Raw genomic sequence first — 23246 nt, forward strand, 5'->3', positions numbered from 1 at the left:
GGATATTAATGGAGGTATTTAAAGCTCAGTATTTCACTCCTTTGTTAGTTCAAAATAACTATTCAAAAATATATCTTAATAGAGCTAGTGAGTTTGTTCTTACAACTTATTATTCTGGTGATAAATTATCTCAGAAGAATACGATGAGTGAATTTCCGGCAGTATGGTATGGTGATGGTGAAGCAATCAGTATGCTTAATGAGGAAGGTGATTACTTTGTACGGTTTTTCTACCTTGGTGGTGTTCGAGTAACTCCCAGGGATACAGAAGGATTCTTTTTGCAGAACTCATTTTTATCAAAAGAAGAAATTTATGAGCAGAATTTACCAAGAAAAGAACCATTAGAATCACCATGGAAAAAGCGAACGTATAGCAAGTAAAATAATTACAAATTAAAACAATAGCGTGCCAAAGCAGGCTTTTTTATTTTGCTTTGAAATGTAAAAGGGGGGTGAAAGTTTGGAACGGATTCATGAACTTGTCAAAACGTTAAATGTACTGGATGTTATTAATACCACCCAATTTAAAGTTGCTTCTGTAATTAGTGGGGGATTGGGCACTATATTTAATTTTTTATATGGTAAATCTAATTTAATTTGGATTATTATTTTGGTATGGATAGTTGTATTAGATTGGATAACTGGTAGTAAGGCTTCAAAATTAGATGGTACGTATTCATCACAATATGGAATTGAGGGCATTGCACGAACTGTGGTGCTTTTTTATTACCTTCTTTAGCGTATTTATTTGATATTGCATTTAAACTACCAGAGTTTTTCTTTTTTATGGTAATTGGTGGTTTAATTTATCATATTTTTAATAGCTTTACAGCCAATTGTGTACGGATTAGTCTGGGATAAATGGATTCCTACTTGATTGTTAGAAAGTGTATCTTCTGAAATTGAGGCGAAAATTAGAAGATCAAAATCTAGAAAAGAAAAAAATTAAATAAATACAGATTGATTCAGTAGCTGCACAAAGTATGCGAGATTTTTGGGTAAAGGTTGTGAAGGATACAAATGTCCTAGCATTTGAACCAATTTATTTTAATGTTCATCTAAAACATAATTGAGGTGAATACAATATGGGAACTGCAATGAAATTATATAGATATACATACGAAAGTGAGATTACACCATCAATCCTTATTGAGAGGAATGTACAAATTACAATTGAACCAGGGAAAGTTTTATATACGTCACTGGATGTAGGGTGTAACAAATACGATATTCGTACGATTCAAGTTACAAATGATTCAAACGTTGAAGCAATGTTATTTATGTACGATCAAAAAGAGAATGGAAATCAGATTTATAAAAGCTTATCAGAAAAAAGAATATATGATATTTTGGCTATTCCTTGTGAGGATAAAGATCATACAAACAAGGTAAATCTTTATATAGAAAATAGGGACGTAGCAAACTCTACTTTTAATGTTTCTATGAAAGCAATACGTTTAAATTAGGGAGGAACATATAAAATGACAAATAGAATTTGTAAGTTACACAGACTAGAGCGCAGAGAAGTCTTTATGAAGATTATCGATGAAATGAAAAAGGCTGGATGGCAGCAATTAAATGCTGACAAACCGGATAAGAATAATATTTTTGTTATGTATTCTACAGGTAATGATGGAACCAAAAACAATTATATTGAGCTGCGTCCTTATGATAATCTTGCAAAAAATTCTTCATTATCAAGTCAGTATGACATAAGAGAACCGAATGTGAAATATACAGATGGTAGTTACAGACTAATCAGAGGTTACGATAAAGAGGGTGGGAGTGGAACTGGAGAAGAAGCTTGGTTCCCTTTAGTATTCCATCAGGGGAAAGCAAATTATTCTAGTGGGGCAATTGCTTTAAATTATGAAAAATATATGGTTGACCTATATCTATACGTCGATAAAGATACTGTTATTTATTGTGTATATGCAAATGATGATGAAATCCCATCTCACAAAGGAAAGACAGTGATTGGTTTTATAGGCCTTCCAGACGAATACTATCAACCGGAATTATTTTCACCGTATTCTTGCCCGTTCAGTGTTATGTTTAGCTGCGGTTCTCGCGGTCAAACAGCTACACATATAACTGATAGAAGTAAATTTTCAGGTTCCGTTCCATATTCTGATACAAACTCTACATTTTATTGGGATAAAGTCCTTCTAAAGGCACCCTCTAATGAAGGAAAGATAGTTTTCACTCCTTTATACATGGGAGATAGTCGTGAAGGATTTAGAGGGAAGTACGATGGCTTTTACATCTATAAAGGTAGCGGTTTTATTTATGGTGATATTACAGAGATTGTTGAAAATGGGGAAATTCATAAGTACAAATTATTTTACACGTCGGCCCCTATAGCTAATCAATTTAATTCATTTAGTGATTACTATGTAGCTTTACGGATTGAATAAGTAGGAGGTAAGTATATGGCAGTACTTCAAGGTATGATCATATCTCCAACAAATCTATACCGTACGGGAACACGCGAAATTAATACACATCAGGGTATAATCATATCTCCAACAACGCTATATCATGATGGAATACGTGAAATCAATACACATCGTCAAGGGGTTATTGTTAATCCAATCGATTTTTCACATACAGGCGTTAGGCAACTCCTAACACATCAAGGGGGTATTTTAAATCCCGATGATTGGATACGAACAGGTATTAGGCAGATTTCCACCCGTCAAGGTGTTATGCACAATTTATCACAAGGTAAGAAAGGAACTACTGAAAAAGAAGTAATGAAGCCACCACGAACTGAACCACTAGAGTATGCGTGGAAGAAAATGAACATATAACTTTATCAAAATCGAGCGTGCCAAAGCAGGCTTTTTTATTTTGCGTGCCCAGCTAAGCTGGGCACTGCTTGCTGGTGAAAGTCCAGCCTAGGTAAGAGCCAAGTCGCCTAGTAGCTGACAGGCAGCTGGTGGAGAAATCCTAAGGTTGAAGCCCTGTGACAAAGTAACTTCTACTAGAAGTGCGAGCGAATCAACAGACCGTAACATAAAGTGAACCTTGCCGCCTCGTTAAAAGCAACCTAGCAATAGGACAAAGGGAAGTCGAGCCTGGTGAATATGGGCGAAGACCATGGAAGATGTGAAGAACTTGGAAATACGACATCGAAGAATCCCTCGGGGTACGGAGGGCGGTATGTTGAGAAAGTAGTGTCTGGAACTGGGGAGACCCTCCTTTGCCCTTTCTTTCAGAAAGGAGAGAGGAAACCTATAAGCATATACGAAATGGTGGACTGTAAAGAGGGAGTCGGAGGAGGTCATAGTACTGAATATCATAACGACAACACAACGTTATGTAGGGAAGGACCTCTACTTTGTTCATAAGTTGGAAGGAGGTAAGAGTGAGTGAATGCTTCGGAAAACTAGCTAACTACACTGATGTAAAAGCTCAAGAACTTTGGAAGACTTTATATCTTTGTGCCAAAGAAAGTTCAAATCGTAGGTTTCACGCGTTGTATGACAAAATATATCGTCCTGACATATTGGCTGAAGCATGGAGAAGGGTAAAACGGAATCAAGGGAGCGGTGGAATTGATGGACAGACGATTGAAGAAATCGTGTATCAATATGGAGAACGAAACTTTCTCAATGAATTATATATAGAATTGAAAAGTAAATCCTACCATCCACAAGCTGTAAGAAGAATGTATATTCCAAAAGGTGATGGAAAACAAAGACCGCTTGGAATTCCCACGATCAAGGATAGGGTTGTACAAATGGCAACGAAATTGGTGATAGAACCCATCTTCGAAGCCGATTTTCAAGACTGTTCGTATGGATTTCGCCCGAAACGAAACGCACATCAAGCGATATCGAAGATACGGAAAGCGAGTAAAACATCTCATTGGATTGTAGATGTAGACATACAAGGATACTTTGACAATATTAATCATGACAAATTAATGAGGCTTGTAGAAAGAAGAATCAGTGACCGAAGAGTGTTAAAACTCATTAGAAAATGGTTGAAAGCGGGAATCATGGAACATGCGCAATTTCATGAAACGACATTAGGTACACCACAAGGTGGCGTGATATCTCCATTACTTTCTAATATATATTTAAACTATATGGATACCATTTGGGAAAAGAAGTGTAAACATTTGGGGGAACTAATTCGATATGCGGATGACTTTGTCATCGTATGTCAAACAAAACAACAAGCATTAGAGAGTATTCGGATACTACAATCCATTATGAATAAGTTAGAACTTACAATCCATACAGAAAAGTCGAAGCTAGTGAATACGTGGGATGGAAACGAGGGATTTGATTTTCTAGGATTTCACCACCGAAAATACCCTAAACATGTGAAAGGCGGGAAGAAAGTGCATGTGATGGCACATATTCCGAGCCAGAAAGCCATGAAGAAAATGCGGGAACGCATTAAAAGATACACAGAGCCGAGGAACAAACTGTATCTACAATTGGAAGAGATGGTGAAAGGTTTAAATAGAATTCTGCAAGGATTCAAGAATTATTATAGCTTATCTTCAATTGGACAGAGGTGGCTCTGTAAAATAGACTGGTACGTCCTAGAACGACTTAACCTTTTTTGGAATAAGAAAAGAAATGTTCGAAAGAAACATGGTCGTATCAAGGACTTGATGAAGAAAACAACATATACACTCGTGAAAGTAGGAGGATAGAACAAAACTGAACGCCAAAGAAGGAAGAACATCGGAAAGCCGTATGAGGGAAAACCTCACGTACGGTTTGATGAGGGGAAGCTGAAACAGAAAAGGGATGGCAAAGCCATCCCTAAAGAAAATTTAATCTGTTTCAGTTTTCTACTCTACGCTTTGAAATGTAAAAAAGGGGGTGAAAGTTTGGAACGGATTCATGAGCTTGTAAAAACATTAAATGTATTGGATGTTATTAATACCACCCAATTTAAAGTTGCTTCTGTAATTAGTGGGGGATTGGGAACTATATTTAATTTTTTATATGGTAAATCTAATTTAATTTGGATTATCATTTTGGTATGGGTAGTTGTATTAGATTGGATAACTGGTAGTAAGGCTTCAAAATTAGATGGTACGTATTCATCACAATATGGAATTGAAGGCATTGCACGAACTGTGGTGCTTTTTTTATTACCTTCTTTAGCGCATTTATTTGATATTGCATTTAAACTACCAGAGTTTTTCTATTTTATGGTAACGGGTGGTTTGATTTATCATATTTTTAATAGCTTTACAGCCAATTGTGTACGGATTGGCTGGGATAGATGGATTCCTACTTGGTTGTTAGAAAGTGTATCTTCAGAAATTGAAGCGAAAATTAGAAGATCGGAATCTAGAAAAGAAAAAAATTAAATAAAGACCAATTTAAATAATGATAGCAAAAGGAGCAGTCTCAATTGAGGTGCTCTTTTTGTTTATCAAGATTTTATTTCAGTTATTCAACAGGGGCATGTGCAGCATTATTTGTGTGGATGCTTTTTACTACACAGAAAAAGAATGAACAGCGTGAAGCGCAGTACCAAGCTGTTATTCAAAAGAAACAGGAAGTTATTGAAGAATAGGCAAGAGTTCTTGGACCTATTTCTAAAGACGTAAAAGGAATTAAACAAAAACTATTTGGAGGAGATGTTCAGTAATGGGACACATTGTAGATATTTCAAAATGGAATGGAAGTATTAATTGGGATGTAGCAGCAGCGCAATTAGATTTAGTAATTGCTAGGGTACAATATGGTTCAAATCTAGTAGATCATTTATATAATGAGCATGTAGCCAAATCAGAACAATACGGTATTCCACATGCTGCATATGCTTATGGATGTTTCGTATCAGTAGCAGATGCAATTGTGGAAGCTAAGGATTTTTTAGCAAGGGTAAATCCTAATGCTAAATTCCTTGTATTAGATGTGGAAGATGACACAGTAAAGTCAATGAAAAGCAAAGGTAACCTTAGTGATTTAGCTAAGGCATCACAAGCTTTTATTGATACATGTAAAGCTGCAGGTTGGAAAGTAGGATTTTATGTAGCACACCATATGTACGGTGACTATAATTTACAAAGTGTACAAGCTGACTTTATTTGGTTACCACGATACGGAACAAATGACGGTAGTCCACAGAAGAAACCATCCTATACTTGTGACATTTGGCAATATACCGATAATGGTTATATTGATGGTATTGGAAAAGTGGATATTAATTTATTGCAAGGTAACAAAACGCTGGATTGGTTTACCGGAGAGAAACAATCAAAACAATCTGTTGCTAATGGCGGCTATCAATATGTTAAATCTGGTGGCTTTGGTATTTCATTGGTTCAAGAAGCTCTAAATGCTATGAATGAGCGTGGAACTAAAGGACAAGTTATTTCTGATCCATTAACTGGTTTAGCATACTTGCAAACCGAAGTGTTACCAAATGGTGAGCTTGATAAGATTACAGCTTGGATGGACAATAGACCTGAAGGAAAATGGTTTTACGAATATATTAAAATGAAATAAAAAGGGTCACTTCATAACTGAGTCGGCTTTTTTGATATTAATTTGCAAATTTAGTATTTCCAGGGGTGTAGTTCAATGTTTTTTCTCTTCAAATTCATCATCCAAAATAAGTTTTACTTTAATGAATGTATAATTTATAGGGTTAGTTATAACTTTCAATGAAACAGGTAAACTTGCACTAATTTCTGTTGGACCAGAATTATTCATCTTATCAATTACTTTTAGTCGACGGTTCTGTTGCAAAGTTTTTTGAGCTGAGCTAAACTGTAGGGAAATTGAGATGAGGCGAATGATACATGGGATACTTTAAAGGAAAACAATTTAAAAAAGGTATTATTTTGGTAGCCGTAGGCTACTATTGTCGTTTTTCTTTAAGTTATCGCGATGTATCTGAACTTTTGAGAGAACGTGGAATATCGGTTCATCCTACAACCATCATGCGTTGGGTTCATGAATATGGAGATTTAATTTATCAAATTTGGAAGAAGAAAAATAAATCAGCACATTTCGTATGGCATTTAGATGAGACCTACATCAAAGTCAAAGGAGAGTGGTGTTATCTTTATCGTGCGATTGATCGAGAAGGGTACACCTGGATATCCAACTTCGTAAAACAAGGGATCATCAAGCCGCCTATATGTTTATGAAAAGGTTAGTGAAAACTTTTGGAGAACCAACGGTTCTCACAACAGACAAGGCTCCAGCCCTACTTTGTGCGCTCAAAAAACTGAAAAATAACGGTTTTTATGTGCATACGAAACATTGCACCGTTAAGCATTTCAATAATCTCATCGAACAGGACCATAGACATATCAAGCGACGTTTTGTTAAATCCGCAGGATTTCAAAATCTTCGTCATGCTTCACGTACAATCAAAGGAATCGAAACCATTCATGCCCTATATAAACAAAGGCGAAGTCTTCAAAGAGACTCCGCCTTTTCAACGTACAATGAACTTCAACAATTACTAGCTACTTCCTAAACATTGTTCCTCATTTACCAACCTGTTTATGCTTTTTCAAACTTTGCAGCAGAACCCCTTGTGGTATGGAAAGAAGGTCATAGCAGTAAACCCACACTGTACCTCACAAACATGTAGTAAATGTGAACATGTCTCTAAAGAGAATAGGAAAAGTCAATCAGAGTTTGAGTGTGTAAGTTGTGGCTACAAAGGTAATGCAGATGTGAATGCAGCTTTGAATATACGGGATTTAGTGTTAGTAGAAATGGGCTGCTAGAAAGAATAGAACCGCCGGGACGGTGGGGATAGCCTAATGAATTAGAAGCCGATAGGCTTCTGTATCTAGGAATCCCCCACTTCAAGGAGCGTTAGCTAGTAAGTGGGGGTAGTTCAAGTAGTACAGACCATCAAACAAAACGTGATCACGAATACATCAATTTATTATTTAAAAAGCAAGTAGATGGCATAATTATTGCAACGGAACTAAATGATCATAAACTTGTTGAAAAAATAGTAAATCGAGATTTGCCGCTTGTTTTATTTACCGTAGATCATCCCTTTTTTGTGGATTTAGGCAGGTTTTTATGTGAAATAGCATAAGAGCCTGTTTGCATGTCCTACCTTTTTTTATGTACAATAAGAATAAGAGATGATATAGACAGGGAGAGAAAATCCATGTCCACTAAATTAGTAAATTTACGCATTGATTTTGCTTTTAAACAGTTATTTGGAACAAAAGGAAATGAGGGAATTTTAACAGGTTTCTTAAATGCAATTCTAGAGTAATCTTTAGATGCACCAATTACATCGCTACAACTAGATGATCCACATCTCCATAAATCTTATGAAGATGATAAGTTATCGATTTTAGGCCTATTAGCAACACTAGATAATGGGGCACAAGTAAATATAGAAATTCAGCTTCGAAATACACATGATATGGTGAAGCGATCTTTATATTATTGGAGTAAACTTTATACATCCCAAATGCAAGAAGGGATGCCATATCGTTCACTCCGAAAAACAATTACGATTAACTTACTAGATTTTATTTTATTTTCTCAGGATGATGCATTTCATACCATCGGACAATTATGGAATACAAAAATGCAGCAGCTATTAAGTGACGACATTGAAATCCATTTTGTAGAGATACCGAAATTGGTAAAACAATGGCGTGAAGAAAAAGTAAACCCTTGGGAAAATACATTTGTTCGTTGGATGTTATTATTACCAGCGCATGAAGATGAACATTTAACTCAAACATTGGAGGAGATTGCAATGAATCAAGATCCAATTTTACAAAAGGCAATAAATAAATGGGAAAATATGAGCCATGATTCTACTTTCCGAACAGCATATGAAGCTCGAGAGAAATTGCTTCTAGATGAACAAGCTAAGCTAGCACATGCAGAACAAGAGGGTATGGAAAAAGGCATTGAGCAAGGTAAGATATTCGAGGGATGCATGAAATTGGTGTACCGCTTGCAACTATTGCAAAAGCAAGTAAGTTGAGTGTAGAGGAAATAGAACGTATCTTGAAATTAAAGTAAATATATATGAACCTATAGTACTCATGAATAAAAGAAAGTAGACGCTCATTTTCATGGTACGTTTAATAGAAAAGCATTGCTGAAGATTTTAGCAGTGCTTTTTCTCAATCAACTTTTTAATATTTTTCATTCTGCTCACAATTATATAGAAAAGTTGAAAGAAGAACGTGAATAGTCCGAAACAAATATGTTTCGGACTAGGGGTTCAATATTTTATCCATTTTATTCAACATTTTTTAAAGATTAAGAGGCTGAATTTTCTGGTTTTTAAAGTGAGAAAAATGTATTACGTTAATCAATAGATACGCCACTAGAGACAATCGGTTTTGTTGGTGCTTGGCGTATCTCCACCATTAAACGAAGAGTGTTGTGATACATTTAAACTGATCATGCTACATGCTAATGCACTTACTACTACCATACTTAATAACACTTTTTTTATTTTTTTCATTACTTTAACGCTCCTTTTCTCAAATGTTTCTTATCAGCATTATTGCTAATATAGAAATATTTGCTCGCTTTAACATGATTATTTGCTTCGTAAAATTGGAGTGCTAAAATCTCTGCATATTCTTTTACACAATCCCACATGTCCTCTTTTTCAAAATAAGAAATTGCATCAGTAACTACTTTTTCTAATTTAATTCTAGGTAGTTCTGTGATTAGTTCATTTAAAACTGCGAAACGATGCTTATATTCCTCATTTCCTGATTCATTTGTATACTTTATTCCTTGCTCGATATATGCTTTTGCTGTTTCAACGCCTTCTAATTTATAATATGCTCTTGCTAAGACAAATAATGCTTTAAAATGGTTCGGTATGGTATTTATAATTTCAGAACTCTGTCTAATCGCCAATGGATATAAATCTTGAATATTATATAACCAGCCTAAATTGGATCGTACTCGTAATAATAATTGTTCTTCATCATACTTCTTAAAAACATCAATAACCGTATTGAGACATTCTTCCGCTCTTTCAAATTCTCTTAGATCTATACAAGCCAGTCCATATACATTGTCGCATAAAGCAATATTAATTTCATAGCCTACATGATTCCGGTATATTTCTTTGGCTTTTACTACATGTTGAATCGCTTCGAATGGTTGATAAGATTGATAACAGTAAGTTGAAAATCTATACTCAAACTCGGCTTTTTCTACTTCATCAGGTATATCAATTAAAAGTTCTTCTGCCTTTTCATAGTGTGTTTTCGCTTCAGTATAATTTGCTAAAATTGTAGAGTGGATTGCCTTAAAGCAATAATAATAGTAAGCTAAAAATGAAAATTCCTCTTTGATATTAGGGAGTTTTTCTATTTGATTAAAAGAATCTTTTGTAATACTCATTCCATCTACCAAGACTTTATATCTAAAATTCAGTAGGGAATAATAGAATGATACATATTGGTCTATTTCTATTTCCTTTAAACGTTCTTTTATTTGTAGATATGTCTGTTGTGCTTCTTTTACATGATATAAACGAATTTCTTCATACCATTCATGTAATAATTCCATCAATTGCTTATTACTTTTTTCTTGAACAGTCATAATATCCCCCATTTCTCTGTAAAGGCTTATTCTGATAATAACAGGAAATAGATACATTAAATTTAACTACGATTTTTTTCATTAATATACAGAATATTCTGAACTATTTGATCGTCCATGCTTGTAAATTTGAAAAAGTATAGTTAAGACAGTACAAGTTTCGTTAATGGATTTTTTTGATTTATTAACTGTTACCTATTGAATACTTCTTATAAGAGGTGGCGTAGCACTATAGTAGAAAAAGAGAGAGCTTATACTGTTATGGTATTGAGAAATATATAGGGCTTATTAAGCTTCAAGGGATTCCTCGAAAATAAATAGAAGTATATCCATATCTATTTAAATTGAAGAGGGAGCGTTAATTTATGATAAGTTTCGGGATTAATTTACGCAATATTATTAGTTATACACAAGAGAGTAGGAATCTTAATAATATACGGATTCTAAGTAAATTGGGTATAAGATTATTTGATATATATGGAGAACCATTACTTGTATCAGATGTTAATCGAGAATTAGTAACGGCATTAAAACGCCAAGACATAAATACGCAAAGATATATATTAAGTCATTTACAAGGTTAGAAAAACCGATATTATGTTGCATTTTTCCATACATATGTTCTATCCGATAAACCAAGAAGTTATCATCGAAGGTTTGTGAAATTTTATTTTCTTAAATCGAGTGAATTATGTAGTAATATTTAAGAATTATTTTATTCGGTACTTCAGTTTGTATCACCATGAAATGTATAAACCTCGTCTATGTCAATAAAAACAGAATAAAGAATGTGTAATGAAGTACCCATCCAATTATTATGTGTATCACAATTGGATGGGTACTTTTTTACTTATTCCAAAATAGGGACAAAGCTAAATGCAACGGATAGTTATCAAAAAGCGAGTGTACAAATGTAACAAATGAAATTTCTAATCATAAGTGTGGTTCTTTTATTTAATCAAGTATGATTTAATACTTTCTTAGTTTTGGTTAAGGAAATTTATATACTTAAAGTAAAGGGGGTAATTTTTAATGAAGGGGAGGAGAATTTGAAAATTTTCAACTCAGTTGCTCCTACACAAATAAAAAATGAAGATTTACCATTCGATATTTCTTGGATGACCGATTGGATTGTAGACTGGTTTGGTTCTTTGTTTAATGGAGGCAGTGATGTAATAAAAGATGGGGGAGATAAAATAGATGGTGCAATCTATGCGAGTGTACCTGCATTTTTTGATGTTATTTTCCTTATCCTTTCTGTAGTAACTTCATTTGTATTTTATTTTTGAACCAGAACCATACAAAAAGAGGACGAATAGTTACGTCCTCTTTTTATATGGGTATATTAGCCACAAAATAATATCATTTAAATAAATCTTCTATTATATTAGCAGGGGATAGTGATAGAAAAGTGTGTTCCTTTTCCTAGTTCACTTTCTATCTCTATATCTCCGTTTAATTCTTTAATAATACTGTACGCAATCATAGTACCAAGCCCAGTACCTTTTTCTGTTGTTGAATAAAATGGCAAGGCAATACGTTTTATTTGTTGGGAAGACATTCCTATTCCTGTATCAATAATATCAATTACAATATTATCTTTTATTTTTTGTATATTTATTTGTAATACGCCACCATTTTTCATAGCCTCAATTCCATTTTGTATGATGTTGGTTAGACATATTTTTAATTTTTCAGTATTAGCATTTATGTAAAGGGAATCTGTTGTAATATGCTGTTTTATTTCAACATTATATGAAAGAGCGAGTGGTGAAATATTATCTTTCACTTGATTTAATATGTAATTAATATCTAGTTCCTCTTTTATAATGTTTTGTGGTTTGGTTAAAGATAAATAGTTATTAATAGTAGATTGTATTTGCTGCATTTCAAGTAACATAATTTCTAAGTACTTATCTTGAGACATCTTAGCACTCTCATCTTCATTTAGTAATTGAGTGAATCCACGTACCGTGGTCAGTGGATTATGAATTTCATGCGCGATAGATGCAGCTAGTTCGCTAGCTATATAAAATTTTTCTGCTCTTTGCATTCTTTCTTTTATTTTATATTTCTCGATCATTCCTTCTATTAAATAAACTGATAATAATACTGTGAAAATATTTATGATTATATAATTGAATGAAAATTCAATGAGAGTAGAGTCAATTTTACCACCTGTATTTATTTGCGTTACAATACCGCAGATAGAAAGGGAAGTTGTACATATCAGACTAAGTAGAATACTTAATAATATCTTCTTTTCCTTGAAATAAGTAGGTGACAAGTAACGAAACATGATTGTAATAACAGAAATAATAGTAAAGATAATAAATGATGGGAAGACTCCGCTTCCACCTAAGTAAAATCTATAAGAAAGATATAAAACTCCAATACAAATAATGCTCTTTGTATTTCCATATAGAAAAACTAATATAATGGGAATAAAACGTAAATCATAAATGAACCCAGCGTGTAAATGAAAAGGAAAAGTCATACAAAAACTAATTGCAATGGAGGAAAGTACAGAAATTAATATATTATTACATGCCATTTTTTCTTTATGTTCTAGCCAAAATACTTGGTAACTAAGGATACAAATAATAATAATAAATGTATTTAATAATAGTGTAGGAATTCCCATAGTTTATACCTCTCTGAGAGTTTGTAAGTAGGATTATGTATGTGTTTAATCTAGGTGTTTGATTTTATTAGATTTTCTATCTTTAAAAAAGAAAAGGAAGGGCACTTGAAAAAGTGCTTTTTTACCATTTATATTAAAATCGATGAGGAAGATAGAAATAAAAAGTTACTTTTACTTATACAAAAAATTGAAAGTAGCCCTTGTATAGGTAAAAGATGAAGCAAATTACTGAAATAGTTACGTTTCTCTGGAGTGAATATTCCGAAAAAACATTGTGTATGGCGAAATCCATTTTATAACCTTCGCCATATTAACATGCAACTTATTAAATTACAAAGAAAAAATTAAAAATTATTATTTTTTTGTTATTTTAATTTATTTAAAAACGTAAAAGTATTCAAGAGGTTACCATTGAGATGCTAGGGTACTTAGACCAATATTCGAACTTTGTAATAAAGTTGTTCCTTTTTTACTAATATTCTTAATACTAATTTTAGTATAATTAATTAATTGAAAGTTCTAATAATTATCTACGTACCCCTTTTTTATATCATTTTATATTAAATACAATGATATTTATTGTCACATAATAATGCAAATTTCCAGTAAACTAATAGAAAAAATCCTATAAAAACATAATTTACTATCTTTTATATAAACATTGCAGGTGTAAATGCAATAAAATTTCATTATTAATACATATATTCAATCTGAAAATATCTTTGTAGTGGTCCTTCATGCCAAGAATCGTTTCCGTACTCCAACTACCGTTATTCTAGTATTTTACCAAGTTTCTTATTTTGTTAAGGTATCCTAATATTGTTACTTTTGTGAAATGTAATGTTTTAATATTATAATTTATAGTGGATGTTGAGAAAATGAATAATTTGTAAAAATAATATAATATTTGTAACTTTATGTCTTATAATATGAAATATCTTCGTTGTGATTATTTTAAATATTTGAATAATACATCGGGTTCATTTTATCTAGGGAGGTTTTAAAATTGGGGAGAAGAGTTGTTAAAAGAATTTTTGCATTATTATCAGTACTAGCATTATTCTTTAATGTGTTTCTACCGAAGGCAAATGCGGAGGTTATGACGCATGAAAAGTATTCAATGAACTGGAGTTATAGCAACAGTTTAGGAAAGGATATCCGAACTGAAATTATCAAAAATTCAAGCGGTCAAATTGCTTATTGTTTAACTCTTGGCTTAAAATCACCAAATGGTGAAGATCTTCCTGAAATGGGGAAAACAGATAATGTAGTATATAGGGTTCTATTAAATGGTTTCCCACAAAAAAGTATAGAACAACTGGGAGTAGATAATAAGAATGAAGCACATTATGCAACTCAGCTTGCGGTTTGGAATGCATTAGGTCAACTTGATGTAAATGAATTAAAGCATGAAAATAAAAATGTTGAAAAAGCGGCTAAGACAATTATTAATGCTGCAAATACAAGTGAAGATACTCAAGATATTTTTATGAATGTGATTCCTGCTGAAAAGCAAAAGGCAGAATTAAAGGGTGAGTTTTTTGAAACAAACCTATACACAGTACAAACAAATGCTAAGAGTGGTTCTTATAAAGTAGTAGCGAAAAATGCACCTAATGGAGTTAAAATTGTTAGTGAAAATGGAGAAGTGAAAGATCAGCTTTCACTTGGGGAAAAATTCCGTATCCAAATTCCTAAAGATACAAAAACAGGTGAATTTAATCTAAGTGTTGCTGCAAATTTAACTAAAGTTCAAGCAATTGCTTATCGCGGTACTGATACTGTTCAGAATGCTACAGTGCTACTAGAAAGAAATGAGGAAAAGCTTAGTAGTGACCTTGCAGTAAATTGGGAAGCTGCTGGTTCTTTAAAAATTAAAAAGGTTGGGGAAAATGGAGAAATATTAGCTGGTGCAATATTTGAAGTCTTTAATGCAAATAATGAATCAGTTGGAAAAATCACGACGGGTGCTGATGGTACTGCAGAATTAAATAACCTACCAATTGGTACCTACACAGTAAAAGAAATTAAAGCACCAACAGGTTATGTTTCAGGTGATAAACCACAAACTATTGAAGTTAAGACAGGGGAAATAGGAGCTGTTCAAGTAGTAAACAACAAAGTAAAAGGTAACATCGAAATAAAAAAACTTAGTGATTCAGGTAAGATGTTGCCTAATGTTGAATTCACGGTCTTTACTGAAGATGGAAAAGAAGTGAAAAAAGTAGTAACAAAAGAAAATGGAATTGCAAATGTTGATGGTCTTACGTATGGTAAATATTATTTCTTAGAGACAAAAACACCTAATGGATATATTGGAAATAAAACAAAGTATCCTTTTGAAATTAAAGAGCACAATAAAACACTTACTTTTACAGTGGAAAATACAGAAGTGAAAGGTAGTGTGAAATTACTAAAAGTAGATAATGAAGATATCAGTAAAAAATTAGAAGGTGCAGTATTCGAGCTAAAAGATGCAAGCGGGAAAGTAATTGGGGAATATAAGACAGATAAAACTGGTGAAGTTAACGTCAAAGATTTAGCGTATGGTAAATATTCATTTGTAGAAAAGGCTTCTCCAAATGGTTACGTTCTTATTACAGAACCAATTGTGTTCGAAATAAAGGAACACGGGAAAATTATTGAGCTATTAGCAGTTAATCATCTTATCAAAGGTGATCTAGAAATTACAAAAGTTGATGTAGCTGATGGAAACAATAAGCTTCCGAATGCAGAGTTTACTATTTATAATGAAGCAGGAAAAGAAGTAGTTAAAGGGAAAACAGACGATAAAGGTATCGCGAAGTTTGAAAAGTTACCATTTGGAAAATACACATATAAAGAAACTGTTGCACCAAAAGGTTATGTATTGAATGAAGAAATATTCTCTTTTGAGATCAAAGAGAATGGTCAAATCATTAAACATATTGTCAAAGATGAAAAGATTCCATCAGTAAAAACAACAGCTACTGATAAAACCGATGGTACAAAAGAAATGCACACTTCTAAGTCTGTAACAATCCAAGATAAAGTGGAATACAAAGACCTACAAGTAGGTAAAGAGTACACTTTAAAAGGTAAATTAATGGATAAAGAGACTAATAAACCATTAGTTGTAAATGGTAAAGAAGTAACTGCTGAAACTAAGTTTACACCAAAAGAAGCAAATGGTTCTATTACACTAGATTTCACTTTTGATGCAACTGGTTTAGAAGAAAAAGAAGTAGTAGTATTCGAAGAGTTACTGAAAGACGGAAAAGTTGTTACTACACATGCTGATATCAATGATAAAGGTCAAACAGTTAAGTTCGTTAAGCCATCAGTAAAAACAACTGCTACAAACAAAGCTGATGGTGGAAAAGAGATTCATTCAAAGGATTCTATCACTATCCAGGATAAAGTGGAGTACACTAACTTAGTTGTTGGTAAAGAGTACACTGTAAAAGGAAAATTAATGAACAAAGCTATTAACGAACCATTATTAATTGATGGTAAAGAAGTAACAGCTGAGACTAAATTCACTGCAAAAGAAAAGAATGGTTTTGTAACATTAGACTTTTCTTTCGTTGGTGCTGAACAGCAAGGAAGAGAAGTAGTCGTGTTTGAAGACTTATTACATGAAGGTCAAGTAATTGCAACACATGCTGACATTAACGATGTAGGTCAAACAGTTCGATTTGTAGAACCTTCTATTAAAACGACAGCTACAAACAAAGCTGATGGTTCTAAAGAGTTAGACGCTTCTAAATCTGTAACAATCCAAGATAAAGTGGAATACAAAGACTTAATTGTGGGTAAAGAGTACGTTGTAAAAGGCAAACTAATGGATAAAGCAACAAAAAAACCATTATTAGTTGATGGTAAAGAAGTAACAGTAGAATCTAAGTTTACTGCAAAAGAGAAAAATGGTTCTATCACACTCGATTTCACATTTAATGCTTCTGCATTACAAGGTAAAGAAGTAGTAGTATTTGAAGAACTGTATCAAGATAATATCTTGGTAGCTATACACGTTGACATCGAAGATAAGGGTCAAACGGTGAAATTTAAAGAAGTAAAACCGGAGCAACCTAAACCAGAACAGCCGCATCAAGATAAAAATACTCCAACCTCAGAGCAACCACAACCTAAGAAAGAAGTTCAATCTAAAATTGGATGGTTACCGCAAACAGGTGCTGATCTTACAAGTTGGATCTCTATGGCTGCAGGCGCATTATTGTTAATTGTTGGTGGAGTTATTTTCTTAAAACGTAAAAACGCATAAAAATTAAAAAATAAGCACATCTGTTTTTTTACAAGATGTGCTTATTTTCTTACATTATTTTTGATCTAAAATGAAATTTGTTGCAGGATCAATTAAATTCATTCCTTGTTTTGCAAATACATTTTCAGCGGAAATAACTTCTTTACCATTATCTGAAAAGTCGCGTATTAGAAATTCTTTACTTTTTACCAATAGGCCAAGTCCCTCCTTCAGCATATGATGGTTCTACTTTAAATCGTTGGGGATTTTTTCATCTGGATATGTTTTGAAATTTGTATTTAAGCTTTCAATTGCGCTATAACTTTTGTTCATTCTATCTTTCCAGGCTTGCGTTTTTGAAACTTGATTATCTTGTTTGTTTGCATCGATTTGATTTTGCAGATATGGATTGGAAATAAAGGGTAGTTAATATTAATTTGTTTTTGGGGGAGGTTTTGATAATTATAAATTCAACTTTTCTATTTTGGGACGTTTCATTTACAGAAGATAAATAATAACATAATTTTCTCAATAAGGAATTTTTTGCTTTTAATATAATTTTTTAACAATTCATGGTATATCTGTATTAAGGGGACCTTTTCAGTTGATTAGGGAGAAAGATTATAAAAATGATATGGGAGGAACAAAAAATGTCATTGAAAAAGAAATTAGGTGTTGGAGTGGTTTCAGCCGCTCTTGGCTTATCTTTAATTGGTGGGGGAACATATGCATATTTTAGCGATCAAGTGGTGACAAATAATTCATTTGCTGCAGGTACATTGGATTTAGCTATGCAACCAACTACTTCACTTAACTTAGAAAATTTAAAACCTGGGGACAAAATATTAAAGAAATTCAATTTAAAAAATAGTGGTACATTAAATATTAAAGATATCATGATGAAAATAGACTATACTGTAAACGATTTAAAACAAAATAACACTACAGAAGATTTCGGTAAACATATTAAAGTACAATTTCTTTTGGATTGGGATCCTGCGAAAAGCCCTGTATACGAGACAACTCTTGCAGAACTAAAATCACAAAGCCCAGAGATTGCCTCCAAAAAAGTATTTCATTCTAAGTGGACTGAAACAGGGGGATTAAAACCTGGGAAAATGGATTGGTTTTGGATAAAGTTTGTATTTGAAGACAACGGCACAGATCAGAACGTGTTCCAAGGGGATAGTATTGCGCTAAAAATGGAATTCCAAGCCAATCAAACAGATGGACAAGAAAGATAAATTTAATGTGGTCTCGTCCGAGAGAAAACTCACAGCTTTACTGTGTCACGGAAGGATAAAAGCCTGGGAGAAACTGTTTAACAGTTTTCTCTTAGGCTTTTTTTGTTTTTTTTGGTAAGAATAAAATTGGAGGTGTCTTTTAGATGAGTAAAGACTGGATTAAAGTATTTATTGCTGCTTTCTTTGAAATTTTTTGGGTTATTGGTTTAAAAAATGCTGATGACTTTTGGACTTGGACGGGGACTATCATTGCTATATTTTTTAGCTTTTATTTAATGATCATGGCAGGAAGAAAACTTCCCGTGGGAACTGTTTATGCTGTTTTTGTTGGGTTAGGTACAGCTGGAACTGTCTTTTCTGAAATCCTGTTCTTTGGTGAACCATTTAAAGTGGGAAAAGTACTCTTGATTTTATTTTTATTAGCTGGAGTAATTGGCTTAAAATTAGTTACAGATGACAAAGTTCAGAAAGGTGATGAATCCTAATGGCATGGATTTCTTTAATCTTAGCAGGTCTTTTTGAAATGTTTGGTGTTGCTATGATAAATAAATTGCATAAAGATCGAAATTGGCAATCATTAGCTTTGTTAATTCTCGGATTTGGATTAAGTTTTATATTTCTTGCTTACGCAATGGAAACACTACCTATGGGAACAGCTTATGCAATTTGGACTGGAATTGGTGCGTCTGGAGGTGCAATTTTAGGCATGATTTTTTATGGCGAATCAAAAGACTGGAGAAGACTTATCTTTATAGGTATGGTTTTAGGTGCTGCAATAGGTTTAAAACTCGTTTCATAAATGATTTTTTAGATTGTACTATGAAGAAGATAATCTGTTTTTATTAAGCAAATTATCTTCTTCATTTTTCACAACAAAGCAGCCAGCTTAATTAGCTAACTACTTGTTGTACAAAAGAAAGATTAGGCCCTACAAGTAAATGATATGTAACTTTAGGTTACAGCTATAGTATAAGTAGAATTAAACATGTTATGCGGTTGTGCAAATGAGCTTAATAAAAATTTCATTTTGTAGAAAAGGGGAATGGATATGAAAGCGCAGGATATAAAAGAAGATAAATCACTTTGGGAGAAAAAACATCACGAAGGCGTAGGGAATGTAATTCTTGTTGAAGAGAGTTATTACGACAGCATCGCTGAATTGGTATTTAGGTTAGAACAAGAAAACCAAAGAGCAGCTAGCAAAAACTAACTGCTCAGGTTAAGAAATGGGTTGTCTAAAATATTGACGGAATATTGAATTTCATCCCGTTTAAATCAAAAAATAATGAATTTAATAATTATGATTCGATTAAAGATACTTAAAATTAACTATAGAAGAATAGAAAATAAAGATTAGTTAGGATAAATTTATTTATTATAGTATAGACCCTTTTTGGACTTTTTGCATAATGTAGCATGAATGAATATTAAGGGGGAACATCTATGTCTTATCCTAATCAGTTAGCTTGGCATGAAACATTGGATTTATATGAATTAGTAGCATTCCAAGCGAACGGCTTAATCAAATTGAAAAAATCAGTTCGAAATATACCTGATAAAGCACTCCAATCGTTATATATTAAAGCTATAAATGTGATACAAAACAATTTACAAGAGTTAGTGCAATTTTATCCTTATGCTCCTGGATTTCAGTCGTAACATGGTCTTTTTTCTAAGATGGTTCCATTCTTAGAAAAGAGAGGCTACCTGAATACGGTGTTTTTACCATATTAACCTTAATATCTCTTGAAGTTTTCTGCATATCCAGGGTTTGGACGTTTTGTTTTATACTTTATTTCTTTAATATGAAAAAACATACAAAGTGTTTCCTTGTTTAATGTATATTTTTGTCTACATATTTTCCATAATCAGGTGCAGCAATTTTATCAAATTCATTAACGAGTGTTTTGAGGCTTGTTGATAGCAATTCACCTGACATTGGTATTCCATGGCCAGTAACGGCGGTCATAGGATTTAATTCTTCTAATTTAATGACCGATTCCTTGGCAGCTTCCCAGTCTGTTGTTAGATAACGAGGAGGTCCGCTTATTTCCTGTTCCTGAGTAAATACTTTATATAGGTATTCCTGTTTGACTGTAACAAATGCATCCCCAGCAATTAAAGTTCGGTCTTTTTCTCGGAATAAGGAAATATGACCTGGAGTATGTCCTGGTGTATGGATCCATTTAAATCCTGGCATATGGGGAACAGTTCCATCAACAGGTAGCGTTTTTACGTTATTTCCTAAGTTTATCGGTTCGTTAGGGAACATAGGGGACATTTTCGCTACCATACCACCTTCAACTGTAGGGTCTGGTTCTGGATAGCTTTGCTTACCTGTCAGGAAGGGTATCTCCATTCGATGAGCATAGACTGGAACATCCCAATATTTGACCAGTTCAATTATTCCTCCAACATGATCGAAATGTCCATGAGTTAAAATAATTGCTTTTGGACGGCTGTTTGCACCAAATCGATTCTCAGTGACAGAGATAATTTCATTTGCAGATTTAGGCATTCCAGCATCAACTAAAACAAAATCATTGGTCTGCGGATTTCCCCAAAAACAGATATTGACGATTTGAATAGTGTAACAAAATAAATCAGGCAATACCTCGATGCCATGGCCACTTCCAATTGAAGTGGCCGGAATAAACTTGTAATCACTTCCATAATTCATTTCATTGTCCACTTTTTATCCCCCTTAAGTTATTTTAATACCACATTATAGTTCCCTAATTTTGAAAATCCATTTTTGGGGGACTTGTTAAAAGAGACAAGCAGGGTATTACAAAAATCTATTATCCTTATTCCGAGAATCAGGGGTAGGGACTTAAGCTACTATGCATCAACTTATATAAAGCGCAAGCAAAAGTTTATATATATTATATCAGTGTAAGCAATACACTCTTAGATACAAAAAAATAATTACAAATCCCTTATATGCTTTCTAATATCCGAAGCTACTTTAGTAGGGTCATTGATTTCAAAATAAACATATTTATATTTTTCATGTCCTTCTAATTCAATCATTACAAGTGGTACTCTATTTTCATAAGAAAGAAAGTACCATTCATCAGCATATTTAAAAATACCTTCAAAAATATTAAGTGCAGAAATTAAGGTTCCAGGCAGGTCAAACATATATAATTCACTGTCTGTTTAGACTTGCCTAATGGGTAAATTCCTTATTGATTATTTTATCGTGAGCTGGCGCTACTTGTGGACCTACCGAGTTGATGCACGTTACCAGAATATGCTTCCCGTCTAGAGATCCGACGGCTCTCGATTCATATCCGAAAGTACCTCCGGCATGCCCCCAGTAAGATTGCCCCTCCGCTGTTTTAAATTCATAAATCCCTAGTCCGACTTTACCAAAAGGTCCATCCACTGTTGTGTGCATCTGGTCCATCATCTCTGGAGTCAGAAGCTTCCCGCCCAACAACGCACTGAAGAAGGTAGTCAAATCATTAACTGTTGAGACTATATCTCCCGCCGCATTTGCCCATGATTGATTCATTTCTGTTAAATCATACAAATGACCCGATCTATCCATATTATATCCTGTGGCATGCTTACCCGGAATTTCGTGACTATTTCCCATCACAAATGTCCCTTTCATTTCAAGCGGTATGATAAACCGTTTCCTGATCTGCTCTGCATACGTTTCTCCTGTTACCTTTTGAATAATTTGACCGGCTAGTACAGTATTCATATTGGAATAATTCCAGCCCTTCCCTGGTGCAAATACAGGTGGCTTTGAAAGTCCAAGGTCGATAAGCTCATCGACGGAATAGTAACGGTATGGATTTTGAGGCAAAGTAATATCTCGGAAATCCAGATCTGTATAGCTAGCAAGCCCACTTGTATGATTCAATAACTGACGGATCGTAATTTTGTTGCCATCATACCCTTCACCTTTTATGACACCTGGCAGCCATTTTTCAACCGAATCATCCAGATTCAATTTTTTCTCGTCAGCCAACTGTAATACAACGGACGCTGTGAAAGTCTTTGAAATACTTCCAATACGGAATGAAAAATTGGACTCCACCGGGTGTGGTACTTCATAACTGGCTGTACCTGTAGCGTAAGACCAGCGTTTCCCGTTCTGTAACCCGCCAGCTATGACACTTGGGACTCCTTTAATGGTTACCACCTCATCAATGACGCGTTTGACTTCATCCCGATGTTTGCTTTTCTTTTCCTTCTCTGTCTTCACTTGTACCGCGCCTTCATTCTGTACCGGGTTTACAGACCCATAAGCAGAAAATACCAGTGTACTCGCCGATATAGCTGTTAATGCAAGTACAGCTCCTTTTTGAATCCTGAGTAATTTCATAACGTATCGCTCCTATTATTTTGGAATGTTGTGTTGCTTTACATCCTCACCTTATCCCCAAAATTGTTAAATCGGATAGTGATGAAACCGCCAAACTTTTGTTGACACTCGGAATTGGACTTGTCACATGAGATATATGACAAACTGTCATATATCTCATGTGACGTGCTTGTTACAGTAAATTCTAACTGTTTATCCTTTCTTTCGCTTGACGGATC

The 23246-nt window shown here is 33.7% G+C and carries 19 protein-coding genes and 9 pseudogenes; 21 read left to right on the forward strand and 7 right to left on the reverse strand.

Going from position 1 to position 23246, the window contains the following annotated elements:
• Positions 1 to 8 precede the first annotated feature (8 nt).
• From JFU18_RS26280 to JFU18_RS26340, 13 genes and pseudogenes are all read left to right on the forward strand, one after another.
• Entirely contained in the window at positions 9 to 380 is a 372-nt protein-coding gene (locus JFU18_RS26280) for a hypothetical protein (RefSeq protein WP_201034146.1), read from the forward strand.
• A 79-nt stretch (positions 381 to 459) separates the two neighbouring features.
• Positions 460 to 948 (forward strand): annotated as a pseudogene (locus JFU18_RS26285) (phage holin family protein).
• Between the two features lie 136 nt (positions 949 to 1084).
• A complete protein-coding gene (locus tag JFU18_RS26290; protein ID WP_201034145.1) occupies positions 1085 to 1465 on the forward strand; it encodes a hypothetical protein in 381 nt (126 codons plus the stop codon).
• A gap of 15 nt (positions 1466 to 1480) precedes the next feature.
• Entirely contained in the window at positions 1481 to 2416 is a 936-nt protein-coding gene (locus JFU18_RS26295) for a hypothetical protein (RefSeq protein ID WP_201050373.1), read from the forward strand.
• A 15-nt stretch (positions 2417 to 2431) separates the two neighbouring features.
• A complete protein-coding gene (locus tag JFU18_RS26300) occupies positions 2432 to 2812 on the forward strand; it encodes a hypothetical protein (RefSeq protein ID WP_236571845.1) in 381 nt (126 codons plus the stop codon).
• Positions 2813 to 3369: 557 nt separating this feature from the next.
• A complete protein-coding gene (gene ltrA, locus JFU18_RS26305; protein WP_201034143.1) occupies positions 3370 to 4674 on the forward strand; it encodes a group II intron reverse transcriptase/maturase in 1305 nt (434 codons plus the stop codon).
• 180 nt (positions 4675 to 4854) lie between these two features.
• A complete protein-coding gene (locus JFU18_RS26310; RefSeq protein WP_071731740.1) occupies positions 4855 to 5343 on the forward strand; it encodes a phage holin family protein in 489 nt (162 codons plus the stop codon).
• Positions 5344 to 5387: 44 nt separating this feature from the next.
• Positions 5388 to 5627: pseudogene (locus JFU18_RS26315) on the forward strand (BhlA/UviB family holin-like peptide).
• The gene (locus JFU18_RS26320) at positions 5627 to 6490 is read left to right on the forward strand and encodes a GH25 family lysozyme (protein ID WP_201034142.1); all 864 of its coding nucleotides are present in this window, start codon (positions 5627 to 5629) and stop codon (positions 6488 to 6490) included. The pseudogene JFU18_RS26315 and the gene JFU18_RS26320 overlap by 1 nt, the downstream one beginning before the upstream one ends.
• Positions 6491 to 6786: 296 nt before the next feature.
• Positions 6787 to 7472 (forward strand): IS6 family transposase gene (locus JFU18_RS26325; RefSeq protein ID WP_242486456.1). Its coding sequence is split into 2 segments (ribosomal slippage): positions 6787 to 7084 and positions 7084 to 7472, totalling 687 coding nucleotides; the frame shifts between segments, so codons are not numbered across the junction.
• Positions 7473 to 7500: 28 nt separating this feature from the next.
• Positions 7501 to 7728: a zinc ribbon domain-containing protein gene (locus JFU18_RS26330; RefSeq protein ID WP_242486455.1), complete on the forward strand. Its 228-nt coding sequence runs from the start codon at positions 7501 to 7503 to the stop codon at positions 7726 to 7728.
• A gap of 119 nt (positions 7729 to 7847) precedes the next feature.
• A pseudogene (locus JFU18_RS26335) lies at positions 7848 to 8009 on the forward strand (LacI family transcriptional regulator); the annotation flags it as partial.
• A gap of 117 nt (positions 8010 to 8126) precedes the next feature.
• A pseudogene (locus JFU18_RS26340) lies at positions 8127 to 9004 on the forward strand (Rpn family recombination-promoting nuclease/putative transposase).
• Between the two features lie 291 nt (positions 9005 to 9295).
• Here JFU18_RS26340 and JFU18_RS26345 read toward each other — a convergent pair.
• Positions 9296 to 9455, reverse strand: a pseudogene (locus JFU18_RS26345) (Phr family secreted Rap phosphatase inhibitor).
• Complete coding sequence (locus JFU18_RS26350) at positions 9455 to 10555, reverse strand: response regulator aspartate phosphatase (RefSeq protein WP_085311984.1); 1101 nt, start codon at positions 10553 to 10555, stop codon at positions 9455 to 9457. The pseudogene JFU18_RS26345 and the gene JFU18_RS26350 overlap by 1 nt, the downstream one beginning before the upstream one ends.
• 365 nt (positions 10556 to 10920) lie before the next feature.
• Here JFU18_RS26350 and JFU18_RS26355 point away from each other — a divergent pair, with 365 nt between their 5' ends.
• Together JFU18_RS26355 and JFU18_RS26360 are read left to right on the forward strand one after the other, a co-directional pair.
• On the forward strand, positions 10921 to 11139 hold the full coding sequence (locus JFU18_RS26355; RefSeq protein WP_085311983.1) for a hypothetical protein: 219 nt from the start codon (positions 10921 to 10923) through the stop codon (positions 11137 to 11139).
• A 465-nt stretch (positions 11140 to 11604) separates the two neighbouring features.
• A pseudogene (locus tag JFU18_RS26360) lies at positions 11605 to 11820 on the forward strand (hypothetical protein); the annotation flags it as partial.
• Between the two features lie 122 nt (positions 11821 to 11942).
• Here JFU18_RS26360 and JFU18_RS26365 read toward each other — a convergent pair.
• The gene (locus JFU18_RS26365) at positions 11943 to 13199 is read right to left on the reverse strand and encodes an ATP-binding protein (protein WP_201050374.1); all 1257 of its coding nucleotides are present in this window, start codon (positions 13197 to 13199) and stop codon (positions 11943 to 11945) included.
• A gap of 1006 nt (positions 13200 to 14205) precedes the next feature.
• Between JFU18_RS26365 and JFU18_RS26370 the strand changes: the two genes are divergently transcribed.
• Entirely contained in the window at positions 14206 to 17463 is a 3258-nt protein-coding gene (locus JFU18_RS26370; RefSeq protein ID WP_201034140.1) for a VaFE repeat-containing surface-anchored protein, read from the forward strand.
• Positions 17464 to 17517: 54 nt separating this feature from the next.
• Here JFU18_RS26370 and JFU18_RS26375 read toward each other — a convergent pair whose 3' ends face one another.
• On the reverse strand, positions 17518 to 17655 hold the full coding sequence (locus JFU18_RS26375; protein ID WP_157404913.1) for a hypothetical protein: 138 nt from the start codon (positions 17653 to 17655) through the stop codon (positions 17518 to 17520).
• A gap of 437 nt (positions 17656 to 18092) precedes the next feature.
• Here JFU18_RS26375 and JFU18_RS26380 point away from each other — a divergent pair, with 437 nt between their 5' ends.
• From JFU18_RS26380 to JFU18_RS26400, 5 genes and pseudogenes are all read left to right on the forward strand, one after another.
• On the forward strand, positions 18093 to 18686 hold the full coding sequence (locus JFU18_RS26380; protein WP_085311980.1) for a TasA family protein: 594 nt from the start codon (positions 18093 to 18095) through the stop codon (positions 18684 to 18686).
• A 143-nt stretch (positions 18687 to 18829) separates the two neighbouring features.
• On the forward strand, positions 18830 to 19171 hold the full coding sequence (locus JFU18_RS26385; protein ID WP_002090534.1) for a DMT family transporter: 342 nt from the start codon (positions 18830 to 18832) through the stop codon (positions 19169 to 19171).
• Positions 19171 to 19485: a DMT family transporter gene (locus JFU18_RS26390; protein WP_085311979.1), complete on the forward strand. Its 315-nt coding sequence runs from the start codon at positions 19171 to 19173 to the stop codon at positions 19483 to 19485. Before JFU18_RS26385 ends, JFU18_RS26390 begins: the two co-directional genes overlap by 1 nt.
• 249 nt (positions 19486 to 19734) lie before the next feature.
• Positions 19735 to 19896, forward strand: coding sequence for a hypothetical protein (locus JFU18_RS26395; protein ID WP_201034139.1), 162 nt, complete (start codon positions 19735 to 19737; stop codon positions 19894 to 19896).
• A gap of 233 nt (positions 19897 to 20129) precedes the next feature.
• Positions 20130 to 20342: pseudogene (locus tag JFU18_RS26400) on the forward strand (spore coat protein); the annotation flags it as partial.
• Positions 20343 to 20520: 178 nt separating this feature from the next.
• On the opposite strand, the gene JFU18_RS26405 reads toward JFU18_RS26400, so the two are convergent.
• The 3 genes and pseudogenes from JFU18_RS26405 to JFU18_RS26415 all read right to left on the reverse strand — a co-directional run.
• Positions 20521 to 21378 carry an MBL fold metallo-hydrolase gene (locus JFU18_RS26405; protein ID WP_085311978.1) on the reverse strand — a complete coding sequence of 286 codons (858 nt, stop codon included), beginning with the start codon at positions 21376 to 21378 and terminating at the stop codon, positions 20521 to 20523.
• Between the two features lie 236 nt (positions 21379 to 21614).
• Positions 21615 to 21824, reverse strand: a pseudogene (locus JFU18_RS26410) (hypothetical protein); the annotation flags it as partial.
• A gap of 34 nt (positions 21825 to 21858) precedes the next feature.
• Positions 21859 to 22899 (reverse strand): annotated as a pseudogene (locus tag JFU18_RS26415) (serine hydrolase domain-containing protein); the annotation flags it as partial.
• Between the last annotated feature and the right edge of the window lie 347 nt (positions 22900 to 23246).

Source organism: Bacillus sp. TH22 (assembly GCF_016651015.1).
Taxonomy (GTDB): Bacteria; Bacillota; Bacilli; order Bacillales; family Bacillaceae_G; genus Bacillus_A; species Bacillus_A mycoides.